Origin of the sequence: Shigella sp. FC1544 (assembly GCF_001722145.1) — a bacterium.
Lineage (GTDB): Bacteria > Pseudomonadota > Gammaproteobacteria > Enterobacterales > Enterobacteriaceae > Escherichia > Escherichia coli.
The window spans coordinates 1-19,580 of sequence record NZ_MECT01000561.1 but is presented as its reverse complement, the minus strand read 5'-3'; the positions used below and the strand labels follow the sequence as shown (position 1 = coordinate 19,580).

General features: G+C 52.3%; 12 protein-coding genes and 3 pseudogenes. 11 read left to right on the top strand and 4 right to left on the bottom strand.

Annotation, left to right across the window (positions count from 1 at the left end):
* The 3 pseudogenes from BGK49_RS21435 to BGK49_RS21425 form a co-directional block, all read left to right on the top strand.
* Nucleotides 1–363: pseudogene (locus tag BGK49_RS21435) on the top strand (IS1-like element IS1X2 family transposase); the annotation flags it as partial.
* A gap of 14 nt (nucleotides 364–377) precedes the next feature.
* Nucleotides 378–857, top strand: a pseudogene (locus BGK49_RS21430) (PfkB family carbohydrate kinase); the annotation flags it as partial.
* Nucleotides 854–1,901, top strand: a pseudogene (locus BGK49_RS21425) (aldose 1-epimerase family protein). The pseudogenes BGK49_RS21430 and BGK49_RS21425, both read left to right, overlap by 4 nt.
* 91 nt (nucleotides 1,902–1,992) lie before the next feature.
* Here the strand turns inward: BGK49_RS21425 and accC are convergent.
* The 3 genes from accC to acuI form a co-directional block, all read right to left on the bottom strand.
* Complete coding sequence (accC, locus tag BGK49_RS21420; RefSeq protein WP_000884639.1) at nucleotides 1,993–3,342, bottom strand: acetyl-CoA carboxylase biotin carboxylase subunit; 1,350 nt, start codon at nucleotides 3,340–3,342, stop codon at nucleotides 1,993–1,995.
* A gap of 10 nt (nucleotides 3,343–3,352) precedes the next feature.
* Nucleotides 3,353–3,823, bottom strand: a complete 471-nt coding sequence (gene accB / locus BGK49_RS21415) for an acetyl-CoA carboxylase biotin carboxyl carrier protein (RefSeq protein WP_000354622.1) — start codon at nucleotides 3,821–3,823, stop codon at nucleotides 3,353–3,355.
* A gap of 977 nt (nucleotides 3,824–4,800) precedes the next feature.
* Entirely contained in the window at nucleotides 4,801–5,775 is a 975-nt protein-coding gene (gene acuI / locus BGK49_RS21395) for an acrylyl-CoA reductase (NADPH) (protein WP_001148462.1), read from the bottom strand.
* 151 nt (nucleotides 5,776–5,926) lie between these two features.
* On the opposite strand from acuI, the gene csrD reads away from it, so the two are divergent.
* From csrD to tldD, 8 genes are all read left to right on the top strand, one after another.
* Entirely contained in the window at nucleotides 5,927–7,867 is a 1,941-nt protein-coding gene (gene csrD, locus BGK49_RS21390; protein WP_001241441.1) for an RNase E specificity factor CsrD, read from the top strand.
* A 304-nt stretch (nucleotides 7,868–8,171) separates the two neighbouring features.
* Complete coding sequence (gene mreB, locus BGK49_RS21380) at nucleotides 8,172–9,215, top strand: rod shape-determining protein MreB (RefSeq protein WP_000913396.1); 1,044 nt, start codon at nucleotides 8,172–8,174, stop codon at nucleotides 9,213–9,215.
* Nucleotides 9,216–9,280: 65 nt separating this feature from the next.
* A complete protein-coding gene (gene mreC / locus BGK49_RS21375; protein WP_000802524.1) occupies nucleotides 9,281–10,366 on the top strand; it encodes a rod shape-determining protein MreC in 1,086 nt (361 codons plus the stop codon).
* Nucleotides 10,366–10,854 carry a rod shape-determining protein MreD gene (gene mreD, locus BGK49_RS21370; RefSeq protein ID WP_000179409.1) on the top strand — a complete coding sequence of 163 codons (489 nt, stop codon included), beginning with the start codon at nucleotides 10,366–10,368 and terminating at the stop codon, nucleotides 10,852–10,854. The genes mreC and mreD overlap by 1 nt, the downstream gene beginning before the upstream one ends.
* Before the next feature lie 8 nt (nucleotides 10,855–10,862).
* A complete protein-coding gene (gene yhdE, locus BGK49_RS21365) occupies nucleotides 10,863–11,456 on the top strand; it encodes a nucleoside triphosphate pyrophosphatase YhdE (RefSeq protein ID WP_000203098.1) in 594 nt (197 codons plus the stop codon).
* Nucleotides 11,446–12,915, top strand: coding sequence for a ribonuclease G (gene rng / locus BGK49_RS21360; protein ID WP_032217320.1), 1,470 nt, complete (start codon nucleotides 11,446–11,448; stop codon nucleotides 12,913–12,915). The genes yhdE and rng overlap by 11 nt, the downstream gene beginning before the upstream one ends.
* Before the next feature lie 67 nt (nucleotides 12,916–12,982).
* Nucleotides 12,983–16,783: an AsmA2 domain-containing protein YhdP gene (gene yhdP, locus BGK49_RS21355; protein WP_069375833.1), complete on the top strand. Its 3,801-nt coding sequence runs from the start codon at nucleotides 12,983–12,985 to the stop codon at nucleotides 16,781–16,783.
* Between the two features lie 155 nt (nucleotides 16,784–16,938).
* Nucleotides 16,939–18,384: a metalloprotease TldD gene (gene tldD, locus BGK49_RS21350; protein WP_000055919.1), complete on the top strand. Its 1,446-nt coding sequence runs from the start codon at nucleotides 16,939–16,941 to the stop codon at nucleotides 18,382–18,384.
* 127 nt (nucleotides 18,385–18,511) lie between these two features.
* Here the strand turns inward: tldD and aaeR are convergent, their stop codons facing one another.
* Nucleotides 18,512–19,441: an HTH-type transcriptional activator AaeR gene (gene aaeR, locus BGK49_RS21345; RefSeq protein WP_000440317.1), complete on the bottom strand. Its 930-nt coding sequence runs from the start codon at nucleotides 19,439–19,441 to the stop codon at nucleotides 18,512–18,514.
* Between the last annotated feature and the right edge of the window lie 139 nt (nucleotides 19,442–19,580).

Sequence of the window (19,580 nt, the reverse complement as noted above, 5' to 3'; positions counted from 1 at the left end):
GGCTACGTCGGTGCTAAATCACGTCAGCGCTGGCTGTTTTACGCGTATGACAGGATACGGAGGACGGTTGTGGCGCACGTCTTCGGTGAACGCACTCTGACCACACTGGAGCGTCTTCTGAGCCTGCTGTCGGCCTTTGAGGTCGTGGTATGGATGACGGATGGCTGGCCGCTGTATGAATCACGCCTGAAGGGAAAGCTGCACGTTATCAGCAAGCGTTACACTCAGCGCATTGAGCGACATAATCTGAATCTGAGACAACATCTGGCAAGGCTGGGACGGAAGTCACTGTCGTTCTCAAAATCGGTGGAGCTGCATGACAAGGTCATCGGGCATTATCTGAACATAAAACACTATCAGTAAGTTGGAGTCATTACCTTTCTTTCGACCCTAATATTCGTAAAGAGATGCTCGATATTCCAGAAATGCGTGACGCCCTCCACTTTGTTCTTGAGTTAACGGATATCTATATGCCCAGCGAGGGCGAAGTGTTGCTCTTGTCGCCACATTCGACGCCGGAGCGTGCAATCGCAGGTTTTCTTGAAGAAGGTGTTAAAGAGGTGATTGTGAAGCGCGGCAATCAAGGTGCCAGTTACTACTCCGCGAATGAGCAGTTTCATGTTGAGAGCTATCCGGTGGAAGAAGTTGACCCGACCGGTGCGGGAGACTGCTTTGGTGGCGCGTGGATTGCCTGCCGCCAGCTAGGGTTTGACGTCCATCGAGCGCTGCAATATGCCAATGCCTGCGGTGCGCTGGCGGTAACCAGACGTGGCCCAATGGAGGGAACGTCTCGCCTTGCGGAAATCGAAGCGTTCATCCAGCGCCATGACATGTCCATTCAGGAAGCAGCACAATGAAAAACGAAATTTGGTCGTGGATTGGCGATCTCTCGCAGGTTGCCGGAATTAAACACTATGAGTTACGTAGTGGCAGAGCAAAGGGTACAGAAGCGTTTGATGTCCGTACTGGTGCGGGACTGGCATTTACGGTGGTAAAAGATCGCGCGCTGGATATTGCATGGGCCAGCTACAAGGACACGGCGCTTTCTTTTATCACCCCCAACGGCATTGTCGCCCCCGCTTTTTTTGAGTCTCAGGGCAACGGATTTTTACGTAGCTTTTACGCGGGGTTACTGACTACCTGCGGACTTAGCTACATTGGCACGCCTTGTGAGGATGAAGGAGAAACGCTGGGGTTACACGGGCGTTTGTCTGCGACTCCAGCAGAAGAGGTGGGGTATCGCACAGAACGGACCGACGACGGCATTGAATTTGTCATCAATGGCAAAGTACGGGAAACGCGACTGTTCGGCGAAAATCTGACGCTGGAAAGGACCATTCGCTGCCGTTATGGCGAAAATGTGCTGCGCATTGAAGACAAGGTGACTAATCATGGTTTCACCCGCCAGCCGCTGCAAATTCTTTATCACTTTAATTACGGCTGGCCTTTATTATCGCCACAGGCCAGAAATCTTGCTGTCGGCTAAAAGCATAACGCCACGAACTCCGCATGCGGCGGAAGGGTTAACCAGTCATCTGGAGATTTGTACCCCACAGCCCGGTTTTGACGAGCAGGTTTACTATCTCACGTTGAATAGCGACAGTCAGGGGATGAGTAAAGTTGCTCTGGTGAACGCCGAACTGGGGTGGGGAATTTACGAGAAATTCGACACCATGCAGCTACCCAACTTTATCCAGTGGAAAAATTTAGGCGCGGGTGAGTATGTTATGGGACTGGAGGTCAGTAATAGTTTTCCTGACGGTCGTGATAAAGAACGAGCGCAGGGGCGTCTGCCCTTTATTGAGCCAGGGGAAACAAAGAAATACTGCTTTGAGCTGGGAGTTGTTGATGGCGATGCTGAAATGAGCGCGTTGAAAGCGGAAATTGCAGGCTACCGTTAGCTAACGGCAATAAAAACGCCGGGCAGCGTTAACAGGCCCGGCGTTGATTACGTTCTTTGCTAAGCGCGATGAAAACACCGCGCGTCACAAATTATTTTTCCTGAAGACCGAGTTTTTTCTCCAGATAGTGGATGTTAGTGCCACCATGCTGGAAGTTCTCGTCATTCATGATGCGGATCTGCAGATCAACGTTGGTTTTGATACCGTCGATGATCAGCTCCTGCAGCGCATTCTTCATGCGAGCAATCGCCACGTCACGGTTTTCACCGTAGCAAATCAGCTTACCGATCATTGAGTCATAGTACGGCGGTACGGTGTAGCCCGCGTAGATATGAGACTCCCAACGCACTCCAAAACCGCCAGGTGCGTGGAAACGGGTGATTTTGCCTGGGCTTGGCAGGAAGGTGTTCGGATCTTCGGCGTTGATACGACATTCCACCGCATGGCCGCGAACGTGAACTTCTTCTTGCTTGATCGACAGCGGTTGACCGGCAGCGATACGCAGCTGTTCTTTGATCAGGTCAACGCCGGTGATCATTTCTGTAACCGGGTGTTCTACCTGAATACGGGTGTTCATTTCGATGAAATAGAACTCGCCGTTTTCGAACAGGAACTCGAAAGTACCTGCACCGCGATAGCCGATATCAACACACGCTTTAGCGCAACGTTCGCCGATGTAGCGACGTAGTTCCGGGGTAATGCCCGGTGCTGGTGCTTCTTCGACCACTTTCTGGTGGCGGCGCTGCATGGAGCAGTCACGTTCCGCCAGATAGATAGCGTTGCCCTGACCGTCAGCCAGTACCTGAATCTCGACGTGGCGAGGATTTTCCAGGTATTTCTCCATGTAAACCATATCGTTGCTGAAAGCAGCTTTCGCTTCCGCACGGGTCATGGAGATGGATTGTGCCAGCTCAGCGTCGCCGCGCACTACGCGCATACCGCGACCACCGCCGCCGCCGGAGGCTTTGATAATCACCGGATAACCAATGCGTTTAGCAATGGCACGGTTTTTATCCATATCGTCGCCCAGCGGGCCGTCAGAACCCGGTACGCAAGGGACGCCCGCTTTTTTCATCGCCGCGATTGCGGATACTTTGTCGCCCATCAGGCGAATGGTTTCTGCTTTCGGGCCAATGAAGATAAAGCCGGAGCGTTCAACCTGCTCGGCAAAGTTGGCGTTCTCGGAGAGGAAGCCGTAACCCGGATGGATTGCTACTGCGCCGGTGATTTCAGCGGCGCTGATGATTGCCGGGATGTTCAGATAACTTTTTACTGACGGAGCAGGGCCAATACAGACCGTTTCATCTGCCAGTAATACGTGTTTTAGATCGCGATCCGCGCTGGAGTGCACAGCGACAGTCTTGATGCCCAGTTCTTTACAGGCACGAAGAATACGCAATGCAATCTCGCCGCGGTTGGCAATAACAATTTTATCCAGCATGTTCGCCTCGTTACTCGATGACGACCAGCGGCTCGTCAAATTCTACCGGTTGTCCACTTTCGACCAGAATTGCTTTCACGGTACCGGATTTGTCCGCTTCGATCTGGTTCATCATTTTCATGGCTTCAACGATGCACAGGGTATCGCCCACGTTGACTTTCTGACCCACTTCGATGAACGCTTTTGCGTCCGGGCTTGGGGTGCGGTAGAAAGTACCAACCATCGGGGAGCGTACGATGTGACCACTGATTTCCGCTGCTGCTGGCGCTTCCATGGAAGGAACGGTCGCCGGAGCGGCTGCGTTAGATTGAGCTGGCTGCTGCATCATTGGTGCAGCGTAAGCTTGTTGCATCACAGGGAAACTTGCGGCAGGAGCTGCACGGCTAATGCGTACTGACTCTTCGCCTTCAGAAATTTCCAGTTCGGAGATGCCTGATTCTTCAACCAGCTCGATCAGTTTTTTAATCTTACGAATATCCATGAGTGGGTTCCGTACTCTTTGTTTAGTGTGATTGTGACAGGCGTTTCACCGCCGTCTGTAAAGCGTATGCCCCGACAGCTGTATGCATAGCGATAAATTCCAGCAGGCCGGGACGCCGGTCTATTTTGCCCCAGAGTATCAATGTTAGACTTGACGGACATTGTGCAGCGATCTGCTGCTATCCTCCGGCAAAAAACAAAATATACCTTCGTTGCGCCAATGTCACCTTTTCCGCAGCGCAAAAACTGCGTCAGGGAGGACGAGGTCGCACATTATAACGATTTCGTAGCAATTGGCAGCTAAATACTGGTCTTATCAGGGAAGATAATCAACAGCTAACATGTAAATAACCTTCAACACCGTGTAATTTGCAACAAGCCGCACAATTCACGAAATTAGCGCCATCATCGACGGAACTTCTTATAACGTAAGGTGAAAAGCTGTAAAGCCAGCCCTGCGAAGATGAGGGGCTGCAATGAGATAATCTTCACAGACCACAAATAATGTAGGGATGCCAGGATCGCGACAAGATAGACGACATTACGCAGCGGTTGCTGGGGATTACCCAATTTTCACTGCATCGTCTGGATAGATGTGAATGCTAAAGCACGCAAAATCAACCGACTGACAATTCTCAGCATTAAATAGGTTCGAGTGGTTAATTTGTAGTCAAATAAAATCAGATTATTCACCCCATGGTACCAGAAATCAGTAACAGGTTAAGCGTAGTGTCGCCCAGGCAAAGCACCATAAACCTAACAGGCGACGGAGGCGTATCAATAATGGCTGTTTAGAGGAGTATCAATGCGCATCAATTTGTGGTCAGTCGAAATCATGACTTTCCAGTTTGGATGATGTTGTACAACTTCCTGACCAAGGTGTTCGACGAAAGCTGTCCAGCTAACCGCTTTTCCCGTTAACCGATTGAATAATGATGTCAAAATGAGTTCCCTCTCTTATTATTCCTTGCTAAATGGTTAGTTAACCTTCACCAGCGTGCGACCCTGGATCTGGTTATTAATGATGGCCTCGGCAAAGTTCGGTGCCTCTGACAGAGATATCTCTTTTGCCGCCTGGGTATAGAATGATTCCGGTAAATCGGCGACCAGTCGCTGCCAGGCTTGTGCGCGGCGTTCTGGTGGCGTCATTACTGAATCCACCCCTTGCAAACGGACATTACGCAGAATAAATGGCATGACCGTGGTTGGCAGAGTAAAACCACCCGCCAGACCACAGGCCGCCACGCAGCCGCCGTAATTCATTTGCGCCAGCACTTTTGCCAGCACTTTGTCGCCAACAGTGTCAATTGCCCCAGCCCAGACTTGTTTTTCCAGAGGACGGGATTCGGCAAACTCATCACGAGGGAGAATACGGCTGGCACCTAAACTTTTCAGATATTCATGGGTACTTTCGCGACCGGAAACGGCAACGACCTGATAACCCAACTTATGCAGCAGCGCCACGGCGGTACTGCCGACGCCACCACTGGCACCCGTCACGACAATCTCCCCGTCCTGCGGGCGAACACCGGCATCTTCCAGCGCCATCACACACAGCATGGCGGTAAAACCGGCAGTACCGATAATTATTGCTTTACGCGCGTCCAGCCCTTGCGGCATGGCAACCAGCCAGTCACCTTTCACTCGCGCCTGCTCCGCCAGCCCACCCCAGTGGTTTTCACCAACGCCCCAGCCAGTGAGTAACACCTCCTGACCGGCATGAAAACGCGGATCTTCGCTGGTGCGTACAGTTCCGGCAAAATCGATCCCAGGAATCATCGGAAAATTACGGATGATTTTTCCCTTACCGGTAATCGCCAGCGCATCTTTATAGTTCAGGCTCGACCAGTGAACATCGACCGTGACATCGCCCTCCGGCAGGCGACTTTCGTCCAGAGTCTGTACTGATGCGAGAGTTTTGCCGTCCTGCTGTTCTAAAAGTAACGCCTGCATAAGTGGTCCTCATGTGCATGATGGATTGGAAAATAATTTCTGAAGATTATACTCGCTAATGGAAAAGCAAAGCCGATGAAGCGCAATAAATTGCGAGATAAATCTGATTTGCTAGTATGCCCGCTTCCTCACTATCGGAGTTAACACAAGGATGAGATTAACGACGAAATTTTCGGCCTTTGTTACGCTGCTCACCGGGTTAACAATTTTTGTGACTTTGCTGGGCTGTTCGCTAAGTTTCTACAACGCAATTCAGTATAAGTTTAGTCATCGCGTTCAGGCGGTGGCGACGGCGATTGATACCCACCTTGTGTCGAATGACTTCAGCACATTAAGGCCACAAATTACCGAATTAATGATGTCGGCAGATATCGTTCGTGTAGACCTGCTCCATGGTGATAAACAGGTTTATACCCTGGCCAGAAATGGTAGTTATCGTCCGGTTGGCTCCAGCGATCTGTTTCGTGAACTGAGCGTTCCGTTGATAAAGCATCCGGGGATGTCGCTGCGTCTGGTTTATCAGGATCCGATGGGCAACTATTTCCATTCGTTGATGACCACCGCGCCGCTCACGGGGGCGATTAGCTTTATCATTGTTATGCTCTTCTTGGCGGTACGCTGGTTACAACGGCAACTTGCCGGGCAAGAATTGCTGGAAACCCGGGCTACTCGTATCTTAAACGGTGAGCGTGGCTCTAATGTGTTGGGAACCATCTATGAATGGCCGCCCAGAACCAGCAGTGCGCTGGATACGCTGCTTCGTGAAATTCAGAACGCACGCGAACAACACAGCCGTCTTGATACGCTGATCCGCTCTTATGCCGCCCAGGACGTGAAAACCGGCCTCAATAACCGACTCTTTTTCGATAATCAGTTAGCAACGTTACTGGAAGATCAGGAGAAAGTAGGTACCCACGGGATCGTGATGATGATTCGTCTGCCGGATTTCAATATGTTGAGCGATACTTGGGGGCACAGCCAGGTTGAAGAACAGTTCTTCACTCTGACGAATCTGCTGTCGACATTTATGATGCGCTACCCTGGCGCACTGCTGGCGCGTTACCACCGCAGTGATTTTGCTGCGCTGTTACCGCACCGGACGTTAAAAGAGGCAGAGAGCATCGCCGGTCAGTTAATCAAAGCCGTCGATACCTTGCCGAACAATAAAATGCTCGATCGCGACGATATGATCCACATTGGTATCTGCGCCTGGCGTAGTGGTCAGGATACCGAGCAGGTAATGGAACATGCAGAGTCTGCCACGCGTAATGCGGGATTGCAGGGCGGCAATAGCTGGGCTGTTTACGATGACTCGTTGCCTGAAAAAGGACGCGGTAATGTTCGCTGGCGTACGCTTATCGAGCAAATGCTCAGTCGCGGCGGCCCGCGCCTTTATCAAAAACCGGCGGTTACTCGCGAAGGTCAGGTTCATCATCGCGAACTCATGTGCCGCATCTTCGATGGTAATGAAGAGGTTAGCTCGGCGGAGTATATGCCGATGGTCTTGCAGTTTGGCTTATCGGAAGAGTATGACCGTCTGCAAATCAGCCGTCTTATTCCACTATTGCGTTACTGGCCAGAGGAAAATCTGGCGATTCAGGTTACCGTTGAGTCGCTGATTCGCCCGCGTTTTCAGCGTTGGCTGCGCGATACGTTAATGCAATGTGAAAAATCACAACGAAAACGCATAATTATTGAACTTGCAGAGGCCGATGTAGGTCAACATATCAGTCGTTTACAACCTGTTATTCGTTTAGTGAATGCTTTAGGGGTACGGGTAGCCGTCAACCAGGCTGGTTTGACGCTGGTAAGCACCAGTTGGATCAAAGAACTTAATGTTGAGTTACTCAAGCTCCATCCGGGGCTGGTCAGAAACATTGAGAAGCGAACGGAGAACCAGCTGCTGGTTCAAAGCCTGGTGGAAGCCTGCTCCGGGACCAGCATCCAGGTTTACGCCACCGGTGTGCGTTCGCGAAGCGAGTGGCAGACCCTGATTCAGCGCGGTGTTACAGGCGGGCAAGGGGATTTTTTCGCGTCCTCACAGCCACTTGATACTAACGTGAAAAAATATTCACAAAGATACTCGGTTTAACCTGCCGTTTAATCCGTTTTCACGTAGAATAACGCGCGCTGCGTCTCATGGGAGTGTGCTTGTCTGCTCGCCAGATTGTTGCAGCACATATGCAGATGAATGACCTTACGCGGTTGCAAACAGGCGAGGAATGCTGCTGATGCATTAAGCCTTTCTGGACTCAGGCAGAGATTTGTAACAAAGGAAACGAACTGCACTAATTTTCACCGTAGCAGATGATTTTTGCGCCTTGTCGCTGCTGCGTGTGGTTGGTAAAGTAAGCGGATTTTCTTTTCCGCCCCAGCTTTCAGGATTATCCCTTAGTATGTTGAAAAAATTTCGTGGCATGTTTTCCAATGACTTGTCCATTGACCTGGGTACTGCGAATACCCTCATTTATGTAAAAGGACAAGGCATCGTATTGAATGAGCCTTCCGTGGTGGCCATTCGTCAGGATCGTGCCGGTTCACCGAAAAGCGTAGCTGCAGTAGGTCATGACGCGAAGCAGATGCTGGGCCGTACGCCGGGCAATATTGCTGCCATTCGCCCAATGAAAGACGGCGTTATCGCCGACTTCTTCGTGACTGAAAAAATGCTCCAGCACTTCATCAAACAAGTGCACAGCAACAGCTTTATGCGTCCAAGCCCGCGCGTTCTGGTTTGTGTACCGGTTGGCGCGACCCAGGTTGAACGCCGCGCAATTCGTGAATCCGCGCAGGGCGCTGGTGCCCGTGAAGTCTTCCTGATTGAAGAACCGATGGCTGCCGCAATTGGTGCTGGCCTGCCGGTTTCTGAAGCGACCGGTTCTATGGTGGTTGATATCGGTGGTGGTACCACTGAAGTTGCTGTTATCTCCTTGAACGGCGTGGTTTACTCCTCTTCCGTGCGCATTGGTGGTGATCGTTTCGACGAAGCTATCATCAACTATGTGCGTCGTAATTACGGTTCTCTGATCGGTGAAGCCACCGCAGAACGTATCAAGCACGAAATCGGTTCGGCTTACCCGGGCGATGAAGTCCGTGAAATCGAAGTTCGTGGCCGTAACCTGGCAGAAGGTGTTCCACGCGGTTTTACCCTGAACTCCAACGAAATCCTCGAAGCACTGCAGGAACCGCTGACCGGTATTGTGAGCGCGGTAATGGTTGCACTGGAACAGTGCCCGCCGGAACTGGCTTCCGACATCTCCGAGCGCGGCATGGTGCTCACCGGTGGTGGCGCACTGCTGCGTAACCTTGACCGTTTGTTAATGGAAGAAACCGGCATTCCAGTCGTTGTTGCTGAAGACCCGCTGACCTGTGTGGCGCGCGGTGGCGGCAAAGCGCTGGAAATGATCGACATGCACGGCGGCGACCTGTTCAGCGAAGAGTAATCGGATGCAGGCAGGGGAAATGTCTGTTTACCCTGCCTGGTCTGATACGAGAATACGCATAACTTATGAAGCCAATTTTTAGCCGTGGCCCGTCGCTACAGATTCGCCTTATTCTGGCGGTGCTGGTGGCGCTCGGCATTATTATTGCCGACAGTCGCCTGGGGACGTTCAGTCAAATCCGTACTTATATGGATACCGCCGTCAGTCCTTTCTACTTTGTTTCCAATGCTCCTCGTGAATTGCTGGATGGCGTATCGCAGACGCTGGCCTCGCGTGACCAACTAGAACTTGAAAACCGGACGTTACGTCAGGAACTGTTGCTGAAAAACAGTGAACTGCTGATGCTTGGACAATACAAACAGGAGAACGCGCGTCTGCGCGAGCTGCTGGGTTCCCCGCTGCGTCAGGATGAGCAGAAAATGGTGACTCAGGTTATCTCCACGGTTAACGATCCTCATAGCGATCAAGTTGTTATCGATAAAGGTAGCGTTAATGGCGTTTATGAAGGCCAGCCGGTCATCAGCGACAAAGGTGTTGTTGGTCAGGTGGTGGCCGTCGCTAAACTGACCAGTCGCGTGCTGCTGATTTGTGATGCGACCCACGCGCTGCCAATCCAGGTGCTGCGCAACGATATCCGCGTAATTGCAGCCGGTAACGGTTGTACGGATGATTTGCAGCTTGAGCATCTGCCAGCGAATACGGATATTCGTGTTGGTGATGTGCTGGTGACCTCCGGTCTGGGCGGTCGTTTCCCGGAAGGCTATCCGGTCGCGGTTGTCTCTTCCGTAAAACTCGATACCCAGCGCGCTTATACTGTGATTCAGGCGCGTCCGACTGCAGGACTGCAACGTTTGCGTTATCTGCTGCTGCTGTGGGGCGCGGATCGTAACGGCGCTAACCCGATGACGCCGGAAGAGGTGCATCGTGTTGCTAATGAACGTCTGATGCAGATGATGCCGCAGGTATTGCCTTCGCCAGACGCGATGGGGCCAAAGTTACCTGAACCGGCAACGGGGATCGCTCAGCCGACTCCGCAGCAACCGACGACAGGAAATGCAGCTACTGCGCCTGCTGCTAATCGCTCTCCACAAAGGGCTACGCCGCCGCAAAGTGGTGCTCAACCCCCTGCGCGTGCGCCGGGAGGGCAATAGTGGCGAGCTATCGTAGCCAGGGACGTTGGGTAATCTGGCTCTCTTTCCTCATTGCGCTGTTGCTGCAAATCATGCCCTGGCCGGATAACCTGATTGTTTTCCGGCCAAACTGGGTGTTACTTATCTTGTTGTATTGGATCCTGGCCTTGCCCCATCGCGTAAATGTGGGCACAGGTTTTGTGATGGGTGCCATACTGGATCTGATCAGCGGCTCGACGCTTGGCGTACGCGTATTGGCGATGAGCATCATTGCTTACCTGGTGGCGCTGAAATACCAGCTTTTCCGCAACCTCGCATTATGGCAGCAGGCGCTAGTCGTCATGTTGCTTTCGCTGGTGGTGGATATTATTGTTTTCTGGGCAGAGTTTTTAGTGATTAACGTCTCTTTCAGACCGGAAGTGTTCTGGAGTAGTGTAGTCAATGGGGTGCTCTGGCCGTGGATTTTCTTGCTGATGCGTAAAGTCCGTCAGCAGTTTGCAGTGCAATAAAGGTTTCTATGACTTCTCTGTATTTAGCTTCCGGTTCTCCGCGTCGTCAGGAGTTACTTGCGCAACTTGGCGTGACCTTTGAACGTATTGTTACGGGCATTGAGGAGCAGCGTCAGCCGCAGGAGAGCGCGCAGCAGTATGTTGTGCGTCTGGCACGCGAGAAAGCACAGGCGGGTGTCGCGCAAACGGCGCAGGATCTCCCGGTGCTGGGTGCGGATACTATCGTTATCCTGAATGGAGAAGTGCTGGAGAAACCGCGCGACGCAGAGCATGCGGCGCAGATGTTGCGCAAATTATCGGGTCAGACCCATCAGGTGATGACGGCAGTGGTGTTGGCCGACAGCCAGCACATTCTCGATTGCCTGGTGGTCACCGATGTGACTTTCAGAACGTTAACAGACGAAGACATCGCGGGCTATGTCGCCAGCGGTGAACCGTTAGATAAAGCAGGTGCATACGGTATTCAGGGGCTGGGAGGCTGTTTTGTCAGGAAGATAAATGGCAGCTATCACGCCGTAGTCGGCTTACCGCTGGTTGAAACGTATGAATTATTAAGTAATTTTAACGCACTGCGTGAGAAAAGGGATAAACATGACGGCTGAATTGTTAGTAAACGTAACGCCTTCGGAAACGCGAGTGGCGTATATTGATGGCGGTATTCTGCAGGAAATTCATATTGAACGTGAGGCGCGACGCGGAATAGTAGGCAATATCTACAAGGGTCGTGTAAGTCGTGTACTTCCGGGTATGCAGGCGGCTTTTGTAGATATTGGGCTGGATAAAGCCGCGTTTCTTCATGCATCCGATATCATGCCGCACACCGAATGTGTGGCGGGTGAAGAACAAAAGCAATTCACGGTGCGCGACATCTCGGAACTGGTTCGTCAGGGGCAAGATCTGATGGTGCAGGTGGTGAAAGATCCGCTTGGCACTAAAGGTGCGCGCCTGACCACCGATATCACGCTGCCTTCTCGCTATCTGGTGTTTATGCCAGGGGCTTCTCACGTTGGGGTTTCCCAACGTATTGAAAGCGAATCAGAACGTGAACGCCTGAAAAAAGTGGTCGCAGAGTATTGCGACGAGCAGGGCGGGTTTATCATCCGTACCGCAGCGGAAGGGGTTGGCGAGGCTAAACTGGCCTCCGATGCCGCTTATCTGAAACGCGTCTGGACCAAAGTTATGGAGCGTAAAAAACGCCCGCAGACCCGTTATCAGCTGTACGGCGAACTGGCGCTGGCGCAGCGTGTTCTGCGTGATTTCGCCGACGCCGAACTGGACCGCATTCGCGTTGACTCACGCCTGACTTACGAAGCATTGCTGGAGTTTACCTCGGAGTACATTCCCGAGATGACCAGCAAGCTGGAGCATTACACCGGACGCCAGCCGATTTTCGATCTCTTTGATGTCGAAAACGAAATCCAGCGAGCGCTGGAACGCAAAGTAGAACTGAAATCCGGTGGTTATCTGATTATCGACCAGACCGAAGCGATGACCACCGTGGACATCAATACCGGAGCGTTTGTCGGTCATCGCAATCTGGACGACACCATTTTCAATACCAATATTGAAGCGACGCAGGCTATCGCTCGCCAGTTACGGTTGCGTAATCTGGGTGGGATTATCATTATTGATTTCATCGATATGAATAATGAAGATCACCGCCGCCGCGTGCTGCACTCGCTGGAGCAGGCGTTGAGCAAAGACCGGGTGAAAACCAGCGTTAATGGTTTTTCGGCGCTGGGGCTGGTGGAGATGACGCGTAAACGCACCCGCGAAAGCATTGAGCACGTACTGTGTAACGAATGCCCAACCTGCCACGGTCGCGGAACGGTGAAAACCGTGGAAACGGTATGCTATGAAATCATGCGCGAGATTGTTCGTGTCCACCATGCTTACGACTCCGACCGTTTCCTGGTCTATGCTTCTCCGGCAGTAGCTGAAGCCTTGAAAGGCGAAGAGTCACACTCGCTGGCGGAAGTGGAAATTTTCGTTGGCAAACAGGTTAAAGTACAAATTGAACCGCTCTATAACCAGGAGCAGTTTGACGTCGTAATGATGTAAACAGATGCTGGGCCGCCATCCGGCAAAGGTTTTTTGAGTCACATTTTTAGCAGACAAGGAGTGACGGGTGAGGCGATTGCCGGGGATTTTACTGCTTACTGGAGCCGCGCTCGTTGTGATCGCAGCCCTGCTGGTTAGCGGCCTGCGTATTGCTTTACCGCATCTTGACGCCTGGCGTCCGGAAATCCTCAACAAAATAGAATCCGCGACTGGCATGCCGGTAGAAGCCAGTCAGCTCTCAGCCAGCTGGCAGAATTTTGGCCCGACGCTTGAAGCACACGACATCCGTGCAGAACTAAAAGATGGCGGCGAATTTTCGGTTAAACGCGTTACTCTGGCGCTGGATGTCTGGCAGAGCTTGTTACATATGCGCTGGCAGTTTCGCGACCTCACTTTCTGGCAGCTGCGCTTTCGCACCAACACTCCTATCACCAGCGGTGGTGGTAATGATAGCCTGGAAGCCAGTCACATCAGCAATCTGTTTCTTCGTCAATTTGACCATTTCGATCTCCGCGACAGTGAAGTCAGTTTTCTGACGCCATCCGGTCAGCGCGCCGAGCTGGCGATCCCACAACTCACCTGGCTGAACGATCCACGTCGACACCGTGCGGAAGGCCTGGTAAGCCTCTCCAGCCTTACCGGACAGCACGGCGTGATGCAGGTGCGCATGGATTTGCGCGATGATGAGGGGTTGTTAAGCAATGGTCGCGTCTGGCTACAGGCGGATGACATCGACCTGAAGCCGTGGCTCGGTAAATGGATGCAGGACAATATTGCTCTGGAAACGGCACAGTTCTCCCTTGAAGGCTGGATGACGATCGACAAAGGCGATGTAACCGGCGGTGACGTCTGGCTGAAACAGGGCGGTGCCAGCTGGTTGGGCGAGAAGCAAACGCATACGCTGTCGGTGGATAATCTGACCGCGCATATTACGCGTGAAAATCCGGGCTGGCAGTTCTCTATTCCCGATACACGGATCACGATGGACGGCAAACCCTGGCCGAGCGGAGCATTGACGCTGGCCTGGATACCGGAACAGGACGTTGGCGGCAAAGACAATAAACGCAGTGACGAACTCCGGATTCGCGCCAGTAATCTGGAGCTGGCAGGCCTGGAGGGCATACGCCCGCTGGCCGCGAAACTTTCACCTGCACTGGGTGATGTTTGGCGCTCCACACAACCGAGCGGCAAGATTAACACTCTGGCGCTGGATATCCCGCTTCAGGCGGCAGACAAGACCCGTTTTCAGGCATCGTGGAGCGATCTGGCCTGGAAGCAATGGAAATTATTACCGGGTGCGGAACACTTCTCCGGGACGCTTTCCGGCAGCGTTGAAAATGGTTTGCTTACCGCGTCGATGAAGCAGGCAAAGATGCCTTACGAAACGGTATTCCGTGGGCCACTGGAAATCGCCGACGGCCAGGCAACTATAAGCTGGCTGAACAATGACAAAGGTTTCCAGCTGGATGGGCGTAATATTGACGTTAAAGCCAAAGCCGTCCATGCGCGCGGCGGTTTTCGTTACCTGCAACCTGCTAACGATGAACCCTGGCTGGGTATTCTGGCTGGCATCAGTACCGATGATGGTTCACAAGCCTGGCGCTATTTCCCGGAAAACTTGATGGGTAAAGACCTAGTTGATTACTTAAGTGGCGCGATTCAGGGCGGTGAAGCGGATAACGCGACGCTGGTTTATGGTGGCAATCCGCAACTCTTCCCCTATAAACACAACGAAGGTCAGTTTGAAGTGCTGGTGCCGCTGCGTAACGCGAAGTTTGCCTTCCAGCCGGACTGGCCTGCATTAACTAACCTTGATATTGAACTGGACTTTATTAACGACGGTTTATGGATGAAAACCGATGACGTTAATCTGGGCGACGTGCGCGCGAGTAATCTCACCGCAGTGATCCCTGACTACTCGAAAGAAAAACTGCTGATTGACGCTGACATTAAAGGTCCGGGTAAAGCCGTTGGCCCTTACTTTGATGAGACACCGCTGAAAGATTCTCTGGGTGCGACCCTGCAAGAACTCCAGCTCGACGGCGATGTGAATGCTCGCTTACATCTTGATATCCCGCTGAACGGCGAACTGGTAACCGCGAAAGGTGAAGTGACGCTGCGTAATAACAGTCTGTTTATCAAACCACTCGACAGCACCCTGAAAAATTTGAGCGGTAAATTCAGCTTTATCAATGGCGATCTGCAAAGTGAACCACTGACAGCAAGCTGGTTTAATCAGCCGTTGAACGTGGATTTTTCCACCAAAGAAGGGGCAAAAGCCTACCAGGTTGCGGTAAACCTCAACGGTAACTGGCAACCGGCGAAAACCGGCGTTCTGCCTGCAGCGGTGAACGAAGCATTGAGTGGCAGCGTGGCGTGGGATGGTAAAGTGGGCATTGATCTGCCTTATCATGCTGGCGCGACCTATAACGTAGAGCTGAACGGCGATCTGAATAATGTGAGCAGTCACTTACCTTCACCGTTAGCCAAACCTGCGGGTGAACCACTGCCGGTAAACGTTAAGGTTGATGGCAATCTCAGCAGCTTTGAATTAACCGGACAGGCTGGTGCGGATAACCATTTCAATAGCCGCTGGTTGCTTGGTCAAAAGCTGACGCTCGATCGTGCTATTTGGGCGGCAGACAGTAAAACGCTCCCGCCGTTGCCGGAACAAAGTGGCGTTGAACTCAATATGCCGCCGATGAATGGTGCCGAGTGGCTGGCCCTGTTCCAGAAAGGCGCTGCGGAGAGTGTCGGTGGTGCAGCGAGTTTCCCACAACACATAACGTTACGTACGCCTATGTTGTCACTGGGAAATCAGCAATGGAATAACCTGAGTATTGTTTCGCAACCGACGGCAAATGGCACCCTGGTTGAGGCGCAGGGGCGTGAAATCAATGCCACGCTGGCGATGCGTAATAACGCGCCGTGGCTGGCGAATATCAAATATCTTTATTACAACCCGAGCGTGGCGAAAACTCGTGGTGATTCAACACCGTCATCACCTTTCCCGACAACGGAGCGCATTAACTTCCGTGACTGGCCGGACGCACAAATACGATGCACAGAGTGCTGGTTCTGGGGGCAAAAATTCGGTCGTATTGACAGTGATCTCACCATTTCTGGCGATACGTTAACGCTGACCAATGGACTGATTGATACTGGTTTCTCGCGGCTTACTGCCGATGGTGAATGGGTTAATAATCCGGGGAATGAACGTACCTCGCTGAAAGGAAAACTGCGCGGGCAGAAAATTGATGCCGCCGCAGAATTTTTTGGTGTCACGACGCCCATACGCCAGTCGTCATTTAATGTGGATTACGATTTACACTGGCGCAAAGCACCCTGGCAACCAGATGAGGCGACGTTGAATGGCATCATTCATACTCAACTGGGTAAAGGCGAAATTACCGAAATCAATACCGGACATGCCGGGCAATTGCTGCGCTTATTGAGCGTTGATGCCCTGATGCGTAAGCTGCGTTTTGATTTCAGAGACACTTTTGGCGAAGGGTTCTATTTTGACTCCATTCGCAGCACCGCGTGGATTAAAGACGGCGTTATGCACACCGACGACACGCTGGTGGATGGCCTGGAGGCGGATATCGCCATGAAAGGGTCGGTAAATCTGGTACGTCGCGACCTGAATATGGAAGCGGTTGTCGCACCAGAGATTTCTGCGACGGTGGGCGTGGCTGCGGCTTTTGCGGTTAACCCCATTGTTGGCGCGGCAGTATTTGCAGCCAGTAAAGTGCTGGGGCCGCTGTGGAGCAAAGTCTCCATTTTGCGCTATCACATTTCGGGTCCGCTGGACGATCCGCAAATCAACGAAGTGTTGCGCCAACCGCGTAAAGAAAAAGCGCAATGATTTGACGAGGGCGCGTAATTGCCCCAATCTCATATGATAATCGTTGCCAAAGGCCAACGAGCCAGAACATAACCGTAGGTCGGATAGGGCGTTCACGCCGCATCCGGCAGCCGTAAAAAATCCTCTACTGCAGTAACTAACGAGTAGCAAAAACGATGAGTCTTAACCTGGTAAGTGAACAATTGCTAGCGGCGAACGGCCTGAAACATCAGGACTTGTTCGCGATCCTCGGTCAACTGGCCGAACGTCGCCTTGATTATGGCGATCTCTATTTTCAGTCGAGCTATCACGAATCCTGGGTTTTAGAAGACCGCATTATTAAAGATGGTTCTTACAACATCGATCAGGGCGTTGGCGTGCGTGCAATCAGCGGTGAAAAAACCGGATTTGCTTACGCTGACCAAATCAGCCTGCTGGCGCTGGAACAGAGTGCGCAAGCGGCGCGCACCATCGTCCGTGATAGTGGTGATGGCAAAGTACAGACGCTGGGCGCGGTAGGGCATAGCCCGTTGTATACCTCGGTAGATCCGCTGCAAAGCATGAGCCGTGAAGAGAAGCTGGATATCCTGCGTCGCGTCGATAAGGTTGCTCGCGAAGCGGACAAGCGCGTACAGGAAGTGACTGCCAGCCTCAGTGGTGTCTATGAATTAATTCTGGTTGCGGCCACCGACGGCACGCTAGCGGCGGATGTCCGTCCGCTGGTGCGTCTTTCCGTGAGCGTTCTGGTCGAAGAAGATGGCAAACGCGAACGCGGTGCCAGTGGCGGTGGCGGTCGTTTTGGTTATGAGTTCTTCCTTGCCGATCTTGACGGCGAAGTCCGTGCGGATACATGGGCAAAAGAAGCAGTGCGTATGGCGCTGGTCAATCTTTCTGCCGTTGCTGCACCAGCGGGCACCATGCCGGTAGTACTTGGCGCAGGTTGGCCGGGCGTGCTGTTGCATGAAGCGGTAGGTCACGGTCTGGAAGGCGACTTCAACCGCCGCGGCACTTCAGTATTTAGTGGGCAGGTCGGGGAGCTGGTGGCTTCAGAACTGTGTACCGTGGTTGATGACGGCACGATGGTCGATCGCCGTGGTTCGGTGGCGATTGATGACGAAGGTACGCCAGGCCAGTACAACGTGCTGATTGAGAACGGCATTCTGAAAGGCTACATGCAGGATAAACTCAACGCGCGTTTGATGGGGATGACGCCGACTGGCAACGGTCGCCGTGAATCCTACGCCCATCTGCCCATGCCGCGTATGACCAACACCTATATGCTGCCGGGTAAATCGACCCCGCAGGAAATTATTGAATCCGTTGAGTACGGTATCTATGCACCGAACTTTGGTGGCGGTCAGGTGGATATCACCTCCGGCAAATTCGTTTTCTCCACTTCAGAAGCATATCTGATTGAAAACGGTAAAGTAACGAAGCCGGTGAGAGGCGCAACGTTGATTGGTTCCGGTATCGAAACCATGCAGCAGATTTCGATGGTTGGCAACGACCTGAAACTGGATAACGGCGTGGGTGTCTGCGGTAAAGAAGGGCAAAGTTTGCCGGTTGGCGTGGGCCAGCCAACGCTGAAAGTTGATAACCTGACTGTTGGCGGTACTGCGTAATAATTTCATTATTTTCAGAAGGATAATTAATCTTTCTACGTGCACGAACGGTCCCCTCGCTCCTCTGGGGTTAGGGTGAGGGGAACCCGTTGGCACAGGTTTGTAGAACGTAACAGTACAATATGAATTACTTCTCTTTCCCGCGCCCGTGCATCTCCTGAAACAATTTACCGACCTCAACAAAATAATCCGTCAGCGAGTTGATCACGACCTGTACCTTCAGCGGCAGCTTATCTTTTTCGGTATATAACGCATAAACCGGGCGTGGATCTGACTGATAACGCGGCAGCAGGATCTCCAGCTCCCCACGATTGATCTCGTTGATCACCCACATCAGCGGCACGTAGGCGATCCCGGCACCCGCCGTTAGCCAGCGCACCAGCGTCATCGGATCATTAGTCACAAATCTCCCTTGCGGGATCAGGCGAGTCGAGATCCCTTCCGGTGCAATCAGTTCAAATTCATTGTCGGGCCGCACGCTGTATTCAAGCCATGAATGGCTACTTAAATCGGCGGGTTTTTCCGGTATGCCGTATTGTGTGAGATAGCTTTTCGCGGCGCACACCACCATTGGCATCGCGCCAAGACGGCGGGAAAACAGGCTGGAATCCTGCAACGCGCCGACGCGGATCACCACATCCAGACCGTCGGCAATCAGGTCGGGGGCTGGAATTCCGGTAACCAGATTGACGCTCAAACCTGGGTATTCTTTCAGCATTTTGGCTGTCAGCCCGGCGAGAACATTTTGTGCCATAGTTGAAGAACAGCCAATGCGTAGCGTCCCGATGGGGGTGTTATTGAAGGCATACAGTTGCTCATGAACATCCTGCACTTCATGAAGCATACGACGGCAGCCCTGGTAGTAAATTCTACCGGCTTCGGTCAGGCCAATGCTGCGTGTGCTACGGTTTAACAGCTTTACCTGCAACTCATCTTCCAGTTTTGACACCGTCTGACTGATGGACGAAACGCTCATCTGTAGCTGTCTGGCGGCGGCAGTAAAAGAGCCAAATTCAACTACTTTGGCAAACACCGACATGCGTTTTAGTCGTTCCATTATTCACTCTGACTTAAAAGTGATTTAGATCACATAATATATGGATTTGCCCCTATATTTCCAGACATCTGTTATCACTTAACCCATTACAAGCCCGCTGCCGCAGATATTCCCGTGGCGAGCGATAACCCAGCGCACT